Consider the following 13917-nt stretch of genomic DNA (forward strand, 5'->3'; position numbering starts at 1 on the left):
TATTTTCTGTGCGAGCATGAGAATGCGAAATAAGGTACTAATAGGCGCTGCGGGGTTGATGTTGCTTTCCGCCTTCCCTGCCTTTGCACAAAGCACATGGCAAGAGGCCAACAAGGCTTCCGCCTTGTTGATTGATGAAGGAAAGCTTTCAGAGGCCTATGACATGGCATGGAAGGCGGCCGTACTCTATGAACAAAATCCAAACTACAAAGCAGAAAATCACGCACAACTGTTGATCAATGCGATTGATGTGGCAGTCGAATGGGACAAAACCCAGACACCGGGCGCGGCACGCCGGGCTTTGGCGGATTTCCGCCGCCGTGCCGGCGAAAATGATCCGTTGGTGATCCAGTTTCAGGAGCGGTTGGCCAAGGCTTATTATGATGAGGGCCGTTTTACCGATGGCGAGGACGCCTTTGATCAGGTTCTGGTGCTGACAGCCAATATCTATGGTGACAAGTCGCCGCAATATATGATGGCTCTGCTGAACTATGCAAGAACCTCCAGAACAACGCGTAATATTGTGCGCACACGGGAACTTTTGAACAAAGCATCGGAAATCACCTCGGCACTTCCCACCAACCACCCGATGCGACTCAGCATTGATATCCAGCACGCACAACTGACCTTGGATGATGATCGCCGGGACGAAGCGACGCGGATGTTCCAGGAAATTATCGATAAGGCACATTCCAATACCGATCCGCGTAGCCAGAAAGACATCACCAGTGTCGCTCTGACTGCCTATGGCAAGCTGATCTACATCGCGCACAAGCAAGGGGATGCCGCGCGGGAAGATGCGCTGGTGGAAAAGACCCGGGAGATACCCGTGGAAGAAGAACTGTTTCCCCTGTTCCGCACAGCACCCGACACGGATTTCTCCGCTGGGGTGCAGCTGAGCGGGAAAGTGCGCGCAGTCTTCAAGGTTTCCACTGCGGATGGCAAGGTGAAACAGATTGAGATTGCCGAGCAGAAAGGCAATCCGCAATTCGCCGAACGGGTGAAGAAGGCGCTGCTGGAATGGCGCTTCAAGCCCAGCGTGCCAGCCGGCGCTGCCGGCACGCTGATAGAGATGGAGGAGAGCTTTGATTACCAGTTCAGCAATGCCAAGCCGGAAACCGGCACCCGGCTGAAACGCCGGGTTTGATTGTTGCCACCCAATCCTGCCATACCAGAGTCAAGCGCCTGTTGAAAAAATACCGACCTGATTGAAACCTGCCGGTATTGTCGGCGCGCCATGCGCCCAGCCAAAGCTCACCCCGATAACCCCATAACCATCATCCCGAAACTCGCCAGCCGACGGGAGAGGGAGGATTGCATCCATATAAGCCTCCGCAGAACAGCCGTCGCACCCGGAGAGAACCATCACACCACCGGCGCATAATCCGGGCTGGACGCTGCTCATGACCTGACAGACAGTTGCTCATGCGCTGGGCGCTGTCTCCGGCAGCGTGGGCTTACGCGGGCGCGCGCCGGCCGGCCCACCTCCCGTGCAATTTCCGCCAGGCGCAGGACGGAAAGGGGGGGCCGCCGCCGGCTTCAGTATGATGGTGCAGCCGGCTGCCAGGGCCGGCGCGATCTTCCGCATCGACAGCACGATGGGGAAGTTCCAGGGGGTGATGGCGGCGACCACACCCACCGGCTCCCGCCGCTTATGGGCATGGAACCGGCCCGGCGTGGCGGAAAGCGAGGCGGCGTGGCCGGCGATCTTCGTCGGCCAGCCGGCATATCATCATCATCCGCGCCATCACGCGCTGGCCACGCCAGCCAAACCCGCCTGCATCATGGCCGATAGCGGAGAGGTGCTGCGCTATGACGAACTGGACCGGCAGGCCAATCAGGCCGCCCACCGGCTGCGGGCGCTGGGCCTGCACCGGGGCGACGTGCTGGCGGTGATGATCGACAATGAGGCGGCCTTGTTCCCACTGGCCTGGGCGGCGCAGCGTACGGGGCTGCATTTGACCAGCGTGTCCACCAAATCCAGCGTCGCGGACCTCGCCTATATCCTGAATGATTGCGGTGCAAAGGTTCTGGTCGCGTCCGAGATGACCGTTCACCGGTTCGGCGGCACCGTGGTGATCATGGAGAGGTTCGATGCAGAGGAAGCGCCTGCCCTTATCGAGCGATACCGCATCACCCATTCCACCTGGGTACCGACGCATTTCGTGCGGCTGCTGCGTCTGCCGAAGGATGTGCGGGCGCGGCATGACCATGGGTCGATGCGGGCCGCGATCCACGCGGCCGCCCCCTGTCCCGTGTTGGTCAAACAGGCGATGATCGATTGGTGGGGGCCTGTCATCTACGAATATTATTCAGGGACCGAGACATGTGGCGTCACCGCCTTGTCGGCCGATGAATGGCTGGCAAAGCCAGGCTCTGTTGGCAAGGCGATCCTGGGGATAGTGGAGATTGTCGATGAAGACGGCAATGAACTGCCCACGGAGCAGGTCGATAACGTCTATTTCGCCGATGGTCTCCAGTTCGAATACCACAATGATCCGGTCAAGACCGCCGCCGCCTATGACCATCGCGGCTAGGCGATGCTGGGCGATATTGGACGGCTGGATGGCGACGGGTACCTCTATCTGACGGACCGCAAGAATTTCATGATCATTTCTGGCGGGGTGAATATCTATCCCCAGGAGATTGAAAATTGTCTGATCGAACGTCCATCCGTTGCCGATTGCGCCGTGTTCGGTCTGCCCGACATGGAAGTGGGGCAGGTGGTGGTGGCTGTGGTACAGCCATCAGAACCTGTCACCGATGCAAAACGGTCAGCCGCATTCCTGACGGTTTTCCTGCGTGAACGGGTGGGTGGGGTCAAGGTGCCCCGCATCTTCCATTTCCGTCCAAGCCTGCCGCGTGAACCGACGTGTAAGTTGCTGAAACACAAACTTGTCCGAGAATATCTGGACATGGTCGAAAAGGCGGGGGCGGGAGATGGCCGCAACGAACGATGGATGCGGCGTCAGGGCGTCAAGGACAGGTGCAATTCGCCGCCGGCATCAGCAGCGCGGGAACAACAGGCGGTCATGCGGCCGGCGGCGCGATCCTCTGGTGTCAGGATGCTGTCGCGGTGATCCACCGATCCAGACCGCACCGTCACCACGCATTGCCCGCACAGGCCCCGGCGGCAGGAATGCGGGAGGGCGATGCCTTCGCCCAGCAGCCGGTCCAGCAGGCTTTCTCCGGCGGCCACGGCGATGGCTTTCCCATTCAGAAGGATGGTAAAGGCGGGGCCGCTGGCGGTTGCGGGGGCGAAGGCCTCCCAATGCAGCCGGTCGGGGGACCATCCACTGGTGCGGGCCGCATCCAGGGCGGCCTGCATGAAGGCAGCGGGACCACAGGTATAGAGATGTGTTTCGGGTGCTTGTGCCGTCAGCAGGGCGGCAAGGTCGATGCGTCCATCGGTGGCGCTGTCATGCCAGCGGACAGACGGGGCCAGCGGCGTGGCGGCGATGGCGGCGGCCAGCGGCCGGGCAGCCCGGTCACGGGCACAGACCAGCAGTGTGAAGGGGCGTCCTCGGTCCCACAGGCACCAGGCCATGGACAGAAGCGGCGTGATGCCGATACCGCCGGCCAGCAGCAGGACGGGGGCGTTCCCGGATGACAGCGGGAAGTGGGCGCGGGGGCGGCCCAGGCGCAGGGCAGCACCCGGTTTCAGATGTGTGTGAATCCAGGCCGACCCGCCGGCCGAGACATCCGACAGGCGTACGGCGATCTGCCAGGACAGGCGCCGGCCGGGCCGACCGCACAGGCTATACTGCCGGACCAGACCGTTGGGCAGATGCACATCCACATGGTCACCGGCCCCGATGCAGGGCAGCGGCAGGCCGAAACGATGGCGCAGCGTGATCAGCAGCACGTCGGTGCCGTCGCGCGACAGGGCCGACACAAGCATGGGCATGGTTCCCGGCCCTCGGCGCCGTGACCAGAGGAATATCCCCGTGGCCAGGAAACAAGGCAGTGACAGGCCGGCCAGCAGGATCAGGATGGTGCCCACCGGTCCCAGCAGGCTGCCCGTATGCAGCGGATAGAGCAGGTCCATGAACCGGTCGGCTGCCGCCCGCTCTCCCGCGCGGCGGGTGCCCAGCAGGGTGCCATCATAGCCATTGTACCAGAACTGTTCATAATCCGGGCTGTCGGCCCGGCCCTGCATGACCATCACCACCCGCCCGTGCCCGCCTGGCAGACGGATGCTGCTGGGTGCCAGTCCCTGTGCCCTATTCAGGAAGGTGGACAAGGGTAGCAGGGCCCCGTCCGGGCGCGGCGCCACCTGGGGCGAAGGGCGCGGGGTGACGGGCAGTGCCGCCGTCACGGTCGGGTTCCAGGCCATGCCGATACCGGTGAGGGACAGCAGGGCCAGAACGGGGACAAGGTACAGACCGACTGCGCGATGCAGGTCGCGCCAGCGGCGCAGGGAAGCCTTGGGCCAGCCGGGACAGAACAGCCCCCGCCAGCCGTCCCGCCGTGCGGCCCGCAGCAGCATCCAAAGGCCCGTCAGGCACAGGGCCAGCAGCGCCACCCCCATCCACCCCACGGCCTGTTCCCCGGTCGTGCCGGCGGCCAGCCGGCAATGGAATTGGAACAGCCATTCCAGCGGCCAGTCATTCAGTGGTGCCAGACGCAGCACCTGTCCACCGCCCGCCGTCGCCATGAAAGGATCGCCGCTGCAGGACAGCTGGAAGAACAGCGGGTCTGTGGCCCGATCGGGCAGGTCGATGCGGGTAATGGTGCAGCCACGGGCCCGCACGGCATCGACATTGGCATCCAGGGCCGGTGCCGCCGGGGTGTAGGCGTCGGGATGCAGCAGGTGGTTCAGGGGTTGCCGGAACAGCAGCAGCGTGCCCCCCAACCCCTGGACCGCGATGAACAGTCCCAGGAACAACCCGATCCAGCGATGCCAACCCAGAAATGTCATGCCGCACCTGTCCGCCGGATCAGATCGGACATACCGGCAATATCGGCCAGCCTTTCACCGGCCTCTATCCGTGCTTTCAGGTCGATGAAAGGGTGTCGGATGCCGGCCAGATTGATCCGGTACATGGGCTTCACGCCCAGACCAGCCAGCGAGTGATCGACGACAACCGCAGACATCATCGTTGGTCCTCAAGTTGCGGCGCGTCAGCGTCACGAACAGGGACATGATGGCGAGCTGGATGTCGCAGAGTACTGCTGCCGGCCCCGTGCTGCCATTGGTCCAGAAGGACAGCATTGTGGTCCCGATGATCTCGGCACCGGGTGCGAACGGGAACCCGACGGCGGCATATTCTTTCAAAAAAGCCGGCAACGGCGGCACATCGGCGGAAAACTGCGCCGGCCTCGTCAGCGGGGAGATGATCAGGGGGACCATTGTCCACTGGAGCCCCCTGCTTTTAGTCGAACGCAGGGGGCTTTAGATGAATCCGCTCGAATACCTATCTCCCCTGATCGTGACCGATCCAGAGAGATTTTGCGTTCCCGCAGCTTGTGCGGCGCTGGCGAAAAACCCTGTGCCGGGTGATCAGGCGGCGGCGACCGCCTTTACCAGGCTGTCGGCCGAAATCTCCGCGATGGAACGCGCGCCCGTCAGCGTCATGGCCACCTGCATTTCCTTGGCGAACAGATCCAGCAGGTTTTCGACACCAGCGGCACCGGCCGCTGCCAGCGCATAGATGAAGGCGCGGCCGATCATGGCGCCATCAGCACCTTGTGCCAGCATCCGCACCACATCCAGCCCGGAGCGGATGCCGGAATCCGCCAGAATGGTGAGGTCGCCCTTCACCGCATCGGCAATTGCCGGCAAGGCCTTGGCAGAGGAGAGAACGCCATCAAGCTGCCGCCCGCCATGATTGGAAACCACAATGCCGTCAGCACCGAAGCGAACGGCGTCGCGGGCATCGTCGGGGTCCAGAATGCCCTTGATGATCATCGGGCCCTTCCAGAAGTCACGAATCCATTCCAGATCCTGCCAGCCGATGGAGGGGTCGAAATTCTGGCTGAGCCAACCGACATAGTCGGCCAAATTGGTCTTTTGCTGCCGATAGGCGGAGACATTGCCCAGATCATGCGGCCGGCCGAACAGCCCGACATCAATGGCCCAGGCGGGATGCATCACCGCCTGGACCATGCGCCGCAAGGGGGCATTGGGGCCCGACATGCCGGAATGGGCATCGCGGTAACGGCTGCCGGGCACCGGCATGTCGACGGTGAAGACAAGCTTGCGGATGCCCGCCGCCCAGGCGCGTTCCAGCGCATTCTTCATGAAGCCGCGATCCCGCAGCACGTAAAGCTGGAACCAGATCGGGCGCTCCACGGCCGCCTGCACTTCCTCAATCGAACAGACGGAGACGGTGGAAAGCGTCAGCGGAATGCCCTTCTTGGCGGCTGCGCGGGCGGCCTGTACCTCACCGCGCCGCGCATACATGCCGGTCAGGCCGACCGGGGCCAGCGCCACCGGCATACTCACCTTCTCATCAAAGAACCGGGTGGAGATATCCACCGATCCAACGCTTTTCAGCACGCGCTGGCGCAGGGCAAGGTCGGAAAGATCCTCCACATTCCTGCCCAGCGTGCGTTCGGCATTGGCCCCGCCATCGATATAATGGAACAGAAAGGGCGGCAATCGACGGCGGGCGGCCTCTCTGTAATCGGTTGATGAGGATATGATCATGCTGGCTGCTTCCCCTGGGGTAATTTGTTGCGCAGGGCCCCGGCCCGGCGCGCGCGCGCGGTTTCCGTTTCGATGCGGCGCAGGCTGTCTTCCACGAAGCAGAGATGATCGGTCGCAGCCTGGCGCGCGTCGTCGGCCCGTCCGGCCAGGATCGCCCCGGCAATGGCCTGGTGCTGGTGGTTCAGCTTTTCCACCGTATCGGGCAGGAGATGCAGTTTGCTGAGGCTTTCGGCGATGCTGACCCGCATCAGGTCGAACAGCCCGGAAATCACCTGCCGCAGCACCAGATTATGCGACGCTTCGGCAATCGCCATGTGAAAGGCGGCATCCGCGCGTGATTGCGTCTCCGGGTCGGAGGCCCCGGCACAAACGGCGGCGAGGGCTGCTTGCAGTCGCTGCCGATCCAGATCATCGGCGCGCAGGGCCGCGTGATAGGCGGCATCCGCCTCCAGCGACTTGCGGATTTCCATGACATCCTGCCAATAGCCGCCCTCTGCCTGGGCAAGCGGCTGCAGGGGCTGCATTGCCTGTTCCAGGGCCCGTTCGGCGCTGCCGGGGGCGACAAAGTTTCCACCACCCCGGCGGCTGACAATCAGGCCATGGCTGATGAGTTGCTGCATCGTCTCCCGCAGCCGTGACCGGGATACACCCAGCTCTGCCGCCAGGGTCCGTTCCGGCGGCAAGCGCGCGCCCGGCGCCAGCTGGCGCGCGGCAATCAAGGCCCTGATCTGATCCGTCAATGGGGACATGGGTGTTTCTCCTGATTTTGGTCATACCAAAATCAGGAGAATTTGCAAGGTTATCTGCGGAAATCAGCCATGCCCTGGTCGTTCACGACCACGGAAAGATATTTGGTAGGACCAATTGGTATCAATCCCCCCGCAACCCCGCCAATGCCGCGTCAAACCCCGCCTCCCCACGCCGGACATCCAGGCTGATCCGCCCGCCTTCCAGCCGGATCAGCCGGTCGGCCAGCATCGCCTCCCGTCGCAGATGCGTCACCACCAGCAGGCTGCGCCCGTCGGCGCGTTGCTTCAGCCGGGCCAGCACGTCGCGGGCGGTGGGCAGGTCCAGCCCGTCCGTCGGCTCATCCAGCAGCCAGAGCGGACGGTCGCGCAATAGGAAGCGGGCCAGGGCCAGCCGGCGGCGCTGGCCCGATGACAGGCCGCTGCCGCCTTCGCCCAGCAGGCTGTCCAGCCCTGCCGGTAATGCTGCCACCACCTCCGCCAGCCCGGCATCGGCCAGCACCTGGATCAGTCTTGCATCGTCTGCCGTTGGGTCGGCCAGGGCCAGATTGGCCCGCAGATCATCCTGAAACAGGGCGGTTTCCTGGCCCAGCAAGGTCCAGGGCAGGGTGCTGATGCTGCCTGCTTCCGCCCGCTGTTCGCCCGTCACCAGGGCCAGCAGGCTGGATTTGCCGGCTCCGCTTTCGCCCAGGATGGCGACATGCTGGCAGGATTCAATGGTCAGCGACAGCCCGTCAAACAAGGCCACCCCCATGCCATCATGCCGGAAGCGCACGCTTTCCAGCCGCAGGGCCACCCCATCCACAGGGCGTGCCGGTGTGGCCGGGGCGGGCAGGGGGCGCAGGTCGGCGGCCACGCGGGTGGCGGCGCGCAGGCTGCGCCCCAACTCCACCGCACCCCGCCGCAAGGCGGCCACCGGCTCCATCAAGCCCATCGATACCAGCAACAGCAGGGCCGCCACCGCCGGGGTAATGGCATTGCCTGCCACCAGTGTCGCCCCCAGCAACAGCGCCCCCGCCAGCAGCGCGGTGCCGGCCAGCCCCTGGATGATGCCGGTGGCGATATCCAGCCGGTTCAACCGTTCATCCGCTTTGGCCAGCCGCCGGTCGGCGGCCAGGGCCAGATCGCGCATCGCCTGTGCGCGGCCGGCCAGCCGCCATTCCACCCGCCCGGCCGTCAGGTCCAGCACGCGCAGCCGCAGCGATTCCAGGGCCGCCGCCCGTTGCCCGCCCGGTGCCAGACTGCCACGCACACCCAGCCACAGCAGGGCCAGGCCCAGCAGCAGCAGGTAAAGGCCGAAGCCTACCCCGCTCCACCCGATCAGCAGATAAAGCCCGGTCCCCGCTGCCAGCGCCAGCAGCAGCAGGCTGGCCAACGGCACCATCAGCCGCAGATAGAGCGCGTCCAGCGCATCCAGATCGCCTGTCAGCCGGAACAGCAGCCGCCCCGGCCGCTGTACCAGCGCCCGCGCCAGCCCTGGCCGTGACAGCGCCCGGAACAGCCGCACCCGCAGCGCCGCCACCACCGACAAGGTGGCATCATGGGTCAGCAGCCGTTCGCCATAGCGGACACCGGTGCGCAGGATGGCCAGCCCGCGCACACCCGCACCGGGCCGGAACACATCGAACCCCAGTGCCGCCCCCGCCGCCAGCCCGGCAATGCCGGTGGCGGTGATGAACCAGCCGGACAGGCCCAGCAGCCCGGCACCGGCCAAGGTTGTGACCCCGGCAACCAGCAACCCCAGCAGCAGCGGGCGACCGGCGGCGCGGTGGAACAGGGCCAGGATGGTCAACAGATCACGCTTCATGCCCCGACCTCCACAATCCGGTCCATGCGGGCAGCCAGCGCCGGGTCATGCGTGGCGACCAGCAAGGTGCGCCCCGCCGTTGCCGCCACCAATATTTCCCCGATGGCGGCGGCGGTGTCGGCATCCAGATGGGCCGTTGGTTCATCGGCCAGGATCAGGGCAGCCTCCGGGTCGGCCAGCGCGCGGGCCAGCGCCAGCCGCACCGCCTCCCCGCCGGACAGCCCAACCCCGCCTTCGCCGATGCGCCGCGCAGCGTCTTTGCCCGGCAGTAGCCGGCGGATCAACCCACCGGCATCGCTGCCGGCCCGGCCCAAGCTGACATTGGCGGCCAGAGAGGCATTCTGCAGAAAGGGCCGGTGGCCGACCCAGCCGATGCGGTCCAGCCGCTGCACCGTTCCCTGCTCGGCCTGCAACAGGCCGGCAGCCAGCGCCAGCAGGGTGGATTTGCCGCTGCCGCTGGGGCCCAGCAGGGCCACCCGTTCACCCGCCCGCAGGGACAGATCGAACCCATCAATCACCGGGGCCGCCGCGCCGGGATAGGCAAAGCGGATGCCGTTCAGCACCAGTGCCGTGCCGGCCGGCGGCAGCGGGGCGCTCTGGCTTTCCGCCGCAACAGCCGCCGTCCCCGTCAACGCGTTCAGCGCCTTGATGGCGGCTTCCCCGCTGGCCCGGTCATGCCAGGCGCCGGCCAGATCGCGCCAGGGCTCAAAAAAAGCCGGGGCCAGCAGCAGGATGAACAGGCCCTGCGCCAGATCCAGCCGCCCGCCCCAGGTGCCCCATTCCAACTGCCCCAGCAAGTGGAAGCCGGTATAGACGGCCACCAGCGCCACCCCCAATGCTGAAAACAGCTCCAGCACGGCAGACGACAGAAAGGCGATGCGCAGCACCGCCATGGTCTGCTGCTTTACCCTGGTGGCCAGCGTCTGGATGCGGCCGGCCACCGCGTCTTCCGCATCCAGCGCCCGGATGGTGGGCAGGCCGCGCAGCCGGTCCATCAGCAGCCCATTCATGCCGCCGACAGCCATCAACTGTTCCTCGCTGGCCTTTTTGGCGCGGATGCCGATCAGCGCCATGAAGATGGGGATCAGCGGGGCCGCTACCAGCAGGATCAACCCGGCCGCCCAGGAATGCCAGGCCACGGCCAGCAACAGCGCCGGGCAGACCAGCATCAACCGCCAGCGCACCGGCACATAGCGTTGCAGATAGGGGGTGACGGCCTCGGCCTGTTCGGCCAGCAGGGCGGCCAGCGTGCCCGATGCTGGCAGGGTCGGGTCCAGCGGCATCCGCCGGCCCAGATGGTCCAGCGCCGCGCGGCGCAAGTCCGTCAGGGTCTGTCGGGCAGAGCGAAAGGCCAGCCGCCGCCCAGCTGCATCCAGCGCGGTACGGGCCATGCCGATGGCGGCAAAGCCCAGTGCCGGGCCCAGCAGGTCGGCCATGCCGGCCCCCTTCACCATGGCCAGCACCGCCGCGGCCAGAATCCAGGCCTGGGCGATCCAGAACAGGTCAGCAAGCGACTGGAACAGGGCACCCAGCTTAAGCTGGCGGTCGGCGGCAGGCTTGGAACGGTCTTTCATGATACCGGGCGGCAACGGCGCCATGGCGCGGGGACGCCATAGATGCCGCGTCCCCGCGCCCACGGCAACCGGACAAACCGTCTCGGTTGGTTCACAGGGGAAATTTTCTGCCCTGTGTGCCTTTGCAGGTGGGATGGTCGATCCTCACGGCACCGTGATCAGGGCTTTATCCCTTGTGGGAACGAGAAAGCGGTCAGTCGCCCAACTGGTGCTTCAGGTCGTAAAGGGTGGCGCCAATATGGTTGGCGGTCAGGCTTTCCACCAGGGCGCTGTCACCGGCCAACCAGGCTTCCAGGATCTGCCGGTGTTCGCGGCGCGCCCGCTCCTCCCGCCCCTGCGGGGCCAGATGCACGCGGACATAGCGTTCGGACAGAATATGCAGTCGCTTCAGCAGCGTATGGGTCACCGGCCCTGCCGGACGGATCAGCGCCAGATGGAAGACACGATTGCCGGTGACGTGGTCGGTGCCGTCCATATCCTGCTGCTGTTCCAGGGTGGTCAGTGCCTCCTGGGCGACCTTCCGGTCTTCGGCGGTGGCGTTGCGGGCGCCGTCCGCCGTGGCCCCCGGCTCCAGCTTCAGGCGGAGCGCAAACACCTCCGTCGCCTCCGCCCCGGAAAGCGGGCGGACCACATAACCCCGGTTGGGGTAGGAGGTCAGCAGCCCATCCTGTTCCAGCCGGCCCAGCGCCTCCCGCAAGGGGATCTTGCTGACGCCCAGTTCATTGGCAATCACGTCCTGGCGCACGGGTGTTCCCGGCGCCATGGTCCCCATCAGGATATGGCGGCGCACCACGTCATAGGTCTGATCGGAAAGCGTTCGGACTACAATGCTCATTCTGGTCCACATCAACAGGAAGGGTGCCTGGGCAGCCGCCTAGCGTTGGCAAGCGGTGTCATCAGGCCGCTGCCAGACCAGCCGAAGCCACCGGCAGCTTGGCGATTGTCCCGGAAATGATCGCTAACTGCAAAGGGATGTTGCGCGCGAGCAATCCATTTCAAGCTGCCCCAGCCATGCGATACCGGCGGCGTCGCACAAGCTGGGATTTGCTGTTGCGATCGGCGGAAATTCGTCTAAAGTATACGAAATAAACACTGACATATAAATACGAATGCCGCCAGGGGCCTGATCTGGGAAGGATGGCGTGACCGGGGGGCCGCGCAAGCAATGATGCCCCACCCGCTATTCATCGCCAAGGGCCCTCATCCTGTCATCGTTTCCCTCGCCTGAACGAAAGACCATGATGCGTCCAGCCAGCCAAACCGTCCAAAGCCGTTTCCGGACCCCGCGTGCCCTGTTGCTGGGGACGGGGATCGCCCTGTTCGGCGCCACCGCCAGCTTCGCCGGCCCGGCCGATGATCTGGGTTCCGTGCTCAGCGATTATGACAAGCTGCTGGCGGCGGCTGACCCGATCAGCGCCGGCCAGCGGGGCGACCCGGAAGCCGCCAAGCGCTGGCCCGATGACAGCCCGGATGCCGTGGCCGCCCGCCGGCGCAGCATGGGGCAATTGCGCGACCGGCTGGCCGCGATTCCGGCCGCTTCCCTGACCGGGGCCGATGCGCTGAACCATACGCTGCTGCTGCGTCGGCTGGATCTGGACCTGGAAGGGGGGCGCTTTGACGAGGAGCGCATTCCCTTCAATGCCGATAGTGGCTTCTTCAATGTGCCCGATTATATGGCCGGCGGCACCCGCCTGCGTAGTGTGGAGGCGGCGGAAGCCTATCTGGTGCGCATGGCCGGGCTGCCCGCTTACTATGCGACCGAAATTGCCAACATGCGCCGGGGCATCAAGACCGGCTTCGTGCAGCCGCGCCTTGTTGTGCAGGCGGCCATTCATATGAGCAAGACGCTGGCCGATGTGCCGGCGGATCAGAATGCCCTGCTGCTGCCGCTGATGGACTTGCCGCCGACCATCCCGGCTCCGCAGCGGGAAGCGCTGTTGAAACGCGGGGTGGAGATCGTCAAGACCAAGGTGAAGCCGGCCGAGCTGGGGCTGGTGGAGTTCTTCACCAAGGAATATCTGCCGAAATCCCGCGATACGCTGGGCGCCTATGCCCTGCCCGACGGGCGCGATTACTATGTCTACCGGGTGAAGCGCGAAACCACCACCACCATGACCCCCGATGAGGTCTATGAGTTGGGCCGGTCGGAAATCGCCCGTATCCGCGCGGAAATGGATGCGGTGATCAAGGAAACTGGCTTCAAAGGGAACTTCAAGGAGTTCCTGGCCTTCCTGCGCAGCGACCCGCAATTCTACGCCACCTCGCGTGAGCAGTTGCTGGAAAAATCCAGCCGGCTGGCCAAGCTGGTGGATGACAAGCTGCCGCAATATTTCAGCCTGCTGCCCCGCCTGCCCTATGGCGTGCGCCCGGTGCCGGCGGAGATTGAGGAGAATTACACCTCCGGCCGTTATCATCCCGGCAGCCCGGAACAGGGCATTGCCGGTGGCCTGATGATCAATACCTCCCATCTCACCATGCGGCCGCTTTATGAGCTGCCGGCCCTGGTGGCGCATGAAGGTGTGCCCGGCCACCATCTGCAGATCGCCCTGGCCCAGGAGCAGAATAATGTGCCGCAGTTCCGCCGCCAGGATGACGTGACCGCCTATGTGGAAGGCTGGGCGCTTTACAGCGAACAGTTGGTGGCGGAAATGGGCCTGTACCGCACGCCCTATGAAAAGTTCGGCATGTTGTCGATGGAGATGTGGCGCGCCTGCCGGCTGGTGATGGATGTCGGCATCCATTGGAAAGGCATGGGCCGGGAAGAGGCGGCAAGCTGCCTGCGCGACAACAGCGCACTGGCGGAAAAGAACATCCAGAGCGAGACGGATCGTTACATCGCCTGGCCCGGTCAGGCCCTGGGCTACAAGATCGGTCAGTTGAAAATCTCCCAGATGCGCCTGAAGGCAGAAAAGGCGTTGGGGCCGAAATTCGACATCCGGCAATTCCATGCCCTGGTGCTGAATGACGGGCCGATGCCGATGACCATGCTGGAAAGCCGGATCGACGGCTGGATTGCCAGCGGCGGGGCAAATTAAGGGCAGCCCCGCCATGCTTCATGGCGGGGCTTATACATGTTCCCTCAGGCGCCGGGCGCCGCCTCATCGGAAGGGGCATCGATAATGCCCCTTCCGATAAAGA

The 13917-nt window shown here is 64.7% G+C and carries 12 protein-coding genes; 4 read left to right on the forward strand and 8 right to left on the reverse strand.

Annotated elements, in window-relative coordinates; translation table 11 throughout:
• Nucleotides 1–58: 58 nt before the first annotated feature.
• Nucleotides 59–1147, forward strand: coding sequence for an energy transducer TonB (locus GE253_RS14130; protein WP_173012641.1), 1089 nt, complete (start codon nt 59–61; stop codon nt 1145–1147).
• 276 nt (nt 1148–1423) lie between these two features.
• Here GE253_RS14130 and GE253_RS26690 read toward each other — a convergent pair whose 3' ends face one another.
• On the reverse strand, nt 1424–1708 hold the full coding sequence (locus GE253_RS26690) for an aldehyde dehydrogenase family protein (RefSeq protein ID WP_348770864.1): 285 nt from the start codon (nt 1706–1708) through the stop codon (nt 1424–1426).
• Between GE253_RS26690 and GE253_RS26070 the strand changes: the two genes are divergently transcribed.
• Together GE253_RS26070 and GE253_RS26075 are read left to right on the forward strand one after the other, a co-directional pair.
• Nucleotides 1620–2537, forward strand: a complete 918-nt coding sequence (locus tag GE253_RS26070; RefSeq protein ID WP_282183232.1) for an AMP-binding protein — start codon at nt 1620–1622, stop codon at nt 2535–2537. The two genes, GE253_RS26690 and GE253_RS26070, sit on opposite strands and share 89 nt — an antisense overlap.
• Nucleotides 2538–2540: 3 nt before the next feature.
• A complete protein-coding gene (locus tag GE253_RS26075; protein ID WP_211101461.1) occupies nt 2541–3080 on the forward strand; it encodes a hypothetical protein in 540 nt (179 codons plus the stop codon).
• On the opposite strand, the gene GE253_RS14145 is transcribed toward GE253_RS26075, so the two are convergent.
• From GE253_RS14145 to GE253_RS14175, 7 genes are all read right to left on the reverse strand, one after another.
• Nucleotides 2969–4921, reverse strand: a complete 1953-nt coding sequence (locus tag GE253_RS14145; protein WP_153204770.1) for a PepSY domain-containing protein — start codon at nt 4919–4921, stop codon at nt 2969–2971. The two genes, GE253_RS26075 and GE253_RS14145, sit on opposite strands and share 112 nt — an antisense overlap.
• Complete coding sequence (locus GE253_RS14150; protein ID WP_153204771.1) at nt 4918–5100, reverse strand: hypothetical protein; 183 nt, start codon at nt 5098–5100, stop codon at nt 4918–4920. The genes GE253_RS14145 and GE253_RS14150 overlap by 4 nt, the downstream gene beginning before the upstream one ends.
• A gap of 403 nt (nt 5101–5503) precedes the next feature.
• On the reverse strand, nt 5504–6652 hold the full coding sequence (gene lldD / locus GE253_RS14155) for an FMN-dependent L-lactate dehydrogenase LldD (protein ID WP_153204772.1): 1149 nt from the start codon (nt 6650–6652) through the stop codon (nt 5504–5506).
• Nucleotides 6649–7401 (reverse strand): FCD domain-containing protein, encoded by a 753-nt coding sequence (locus GE253_RS14160; RefSeq protein ID WP_153204773.1) that lies wholly within the window; start codon nt 7399–7401, stop codon nt 6649–6651. The genes lldD and GE253_RS14160 overlap by 4 nt, the downstream gene beginning before the upstream one ends.
• Before the next feature lie 121 nt (nt 7402–7522).
• Nucleotides 7523–9205, reverse strand: coding sequence for an ATP-binding cassette domain-containing protein (locus GE253_RS14165; RefSeq protein WP_153204774.1), 1683 nt, complete (start codon nt 9203–9205; stop codon nt 7523–7525).
• Nucleotides 9202–10803: a thiol reductant ABC exporter subunit CydD gene (cydD, locus tag GE253_RS14170; protein WP_153204775.1), complete on the reverse strand. Its 1602-nt coding sequence runs from the start codon at nt 10801–10803 to the stop codon at nt 9202–9204. Before cydD ends, GE253_RS14165 begins: the two co-directional genes overlap by 4 nt.
• A gap of 169 nt (nt 10804–10972) precedes the next feature.
• Nucleotides 10973–11614, reverse strand: a complete 642-nt coding sequence (locus tag GE253_RS14175; RefSeq protein WP_153204776.1) for a GntR family transcriptional regulator — start codon at nt 11612–11614, stop codon at nt 10973–10975.
• Nucleotides 11615–12017: 403 nt separating this feature from the next.
• Between GE253_RS14175 and GE253_RS14180 the strand changes: the two genes are divergently transcribed.
• On the forward strand, nt 12018–13814 hold the full coding sequence (locus GE253_RS14180; RefSeq protein WP_211101463.1) for a DUF885 family protein: 1797 nt from the start codon (nt 12018–12020) through the stop codon (nt 13812–13814).
• Nucleotides 13815–13917 lie beyond the last annotated feature (103 nt).

This window comes from Niveispirillum sp. SYP-B3756 (genome assembly GCF_009495745.1).
In the GTDB taxonomy this organism is placed as follows: domain Bacteria; phylum Pseudomonadota; class Alphaproteobacteria; order Azospirillales; family Azospirillaceae; genus Niveispirillum.

Bases quoted from the DNA above. Each gene is read 5' to 3' on its own strand.
- GE253_RS26075 (WP_211101461.1), top strand. From the start codon at position 2,541: ATGCTGGGCGATATTGGACGGCTGGATGGCGACGGGTACCTCTATCTG.
- GE253_RS14175 (WP_153204776.1), bottom strand. From the start codon at position 11,614: ATGAGCATTGTAGTCCGAACGCTTTCCGATCAGACCTATGACGTGGTG.
- GE253_RS14165 (WP_153204774.1), bottom strand. From the start codon at position 9,205: ATGAAGCGTGATCTGTTGACCATCCTGGCCCTGTTCCACCGCGCCGCC.
- GE253_RS14145 (WP_153204770.1), bottom strand. From the start codon at position 4,921: ATGACATTTCTGGGTTGGCATCGCTGGATCGGGTTGTTCCTGGGACTG.
- GE253_RS14150 (WP_153204771.1), bottom strand. From the start codon at position 5,100: ATGATGTCTGCGGTTGTCGTCGATCACTCGCTGGCTGGTCTGGGCGTG.
- lldD (WP_153204772.1), bottom strand. From the start codon at position 6,652: ATGATCATATCCTCATCAACCGATTACAGAGAGGCCGCCCGCCGTCGA.
- GE253_RS14130 (WP_173012641.1), top strand. From the start codon at position 59: ATGTTGCTTTCCGCCTTCCCTGCCTTTGCACAAAGCACATGGCAAGAG.
- cydD (WP_153204775.1), bottom strand. From the start codon at position 10,803: ATGGCGCCGTTGCCGCCCGGTATCATGAAAGACCGTTCCAAGCCTGCC.
- GE253_RS14160 (WP_153204773.1), bottom strand. From the start codon at position 7,401: ATGTCCCCATTGACGGATCAGATCAGGGCCTTGATTGCCGCGCGCCAG.
- GE253_RS14180 (WP_211101463.1), top strand. From the start codon at position 12,018: ATGATGCGTCCAGCCAGCCAAACCGTCCAAAGCCGTTTCCGGACCCCG.
- GE253_RS26070 (WP_282183232.1), top strand. From the start codon at position 1,620: ATGGCGGCGACCACACCCACCGGCTCCCGCCGCTTATGGGCATGGAAC.